1 protein-coding gene is annotated in these 1,226 nt (G+C 56.0%); it reads left to right on the forward strand.

All coding sequences use genetic code 11. The features are described from left to right. The coding region (locus tag GOU96_RS17595) for a putative inorganic carbon transporter subunit DabA (RefSeq protein ID WP_324702073.1) at positions 1 to 1,226 on the forward strand (1,226 nt) is incomplete at both ends.

Below are 1,226 nucleotides of genomic sequence, written 5' to 3' on the forward strand. Positions count from 1 at the left end.
AGCACCTGCGCGATCTGTTGGCGATTCGTCTCTGCTGGGAGAACTTACTTGATGATGGTGAGCGCGGTATGGGCTCTGTGTGGTTACAGTGGCAGCAATCTTGGGCACCGCGCCAATCGTGCGAGGAGGATCGCGCACTACGCATTGCGCTACTGTGGCAACGCAGTGCGGAAATCGCCTATCAGCGCCAGCTCTTTGCTGCGCTGACATCAGTACAAGAGCCGGCTCCCCAATCAAGTTATCCCGAGGTGCAAGCGGCTTTTTGTATCGATGTGCGTTCAGAAGTCATTCGCCGCCACTTAGAAGCGCAATCACCCCATATTCAAACCCTTGGCTTCGCAGGCTTTTTTGGCTTACCGATCCGCTATCAGTTACTGGGCACCGAAGCAAGCCGCCCACAGTTACCGGGCTTATTAGCGCCGAGCTTGACCGTCTCTGACAGCACAGGGGATGAAGATCAAGACGCGAAATTGGCCTTGCGTCGCCGTGCTCGACTCAAGCGACACTTTAGCTGGCGCGCGTTTCATCACCTCCCCGCCTCCACGTTTACTCTGGTGGAAACCACGGGGTTGGCGTATTTAACCAAGCTCCTTAAACGCACCTTATCCTACCCTGTATCGAGCGCATCGGTGGAGCGTTTCGCCTTTACGGAACATGAGTGGCAGAGTGTCAGACCGCAATTCACGCGCGATCCACAAACGTTAGCGCAGCGTGCTCAAATGGCAGCCAACATTCTAAGAGCGTTGGGGATCGCCACCGAGCAAGCACGCTTGGTGCTACTCGTAGGGCACGGCTCACAGACGCAAAATAATCCGCAGCGTGCAGGGCTGGATTGTGGGGCCTGCTGCGGTCAAAGCGGCGAAGTCAACGCTCGCACGTTAGCAGCATTGCTAAATGATCAGGCGGTGCGCCAAGCGTTGCCTGAATATGGAGTTTCGCTGCGCGATGACGTCCACTTTATCGCGGCGCTACACAACACCACGACAGAAGCGATAACGCTTTTTGATCGCCATGAGATCCCAACAAGCCATCGCGAAGAGCTAGAACAACTTGATCAGCAACTCACGGCCGCCAGCCATGGCGCACGTCAAGAACGCGCGCCAAGTCTTGAACTGAATCACAACCACCAAGAGCTACCAAGCAAGGACAACGCCCTATCTGCCCCGCAATTGGAGCAAGCGTTTCTGCGTCGAGCCCATGATTGGGCGCAAACTCGCCCTGAATGG

Source organism: Vibrio sp. R-1, from assembly GCF_035615595.1.
GTDB lineage: Bacteria > Pseudomonadota > Gammaproteobacteria > Enterobacterales > Vibrionaceae > Vibrio > Vibrio cholerae.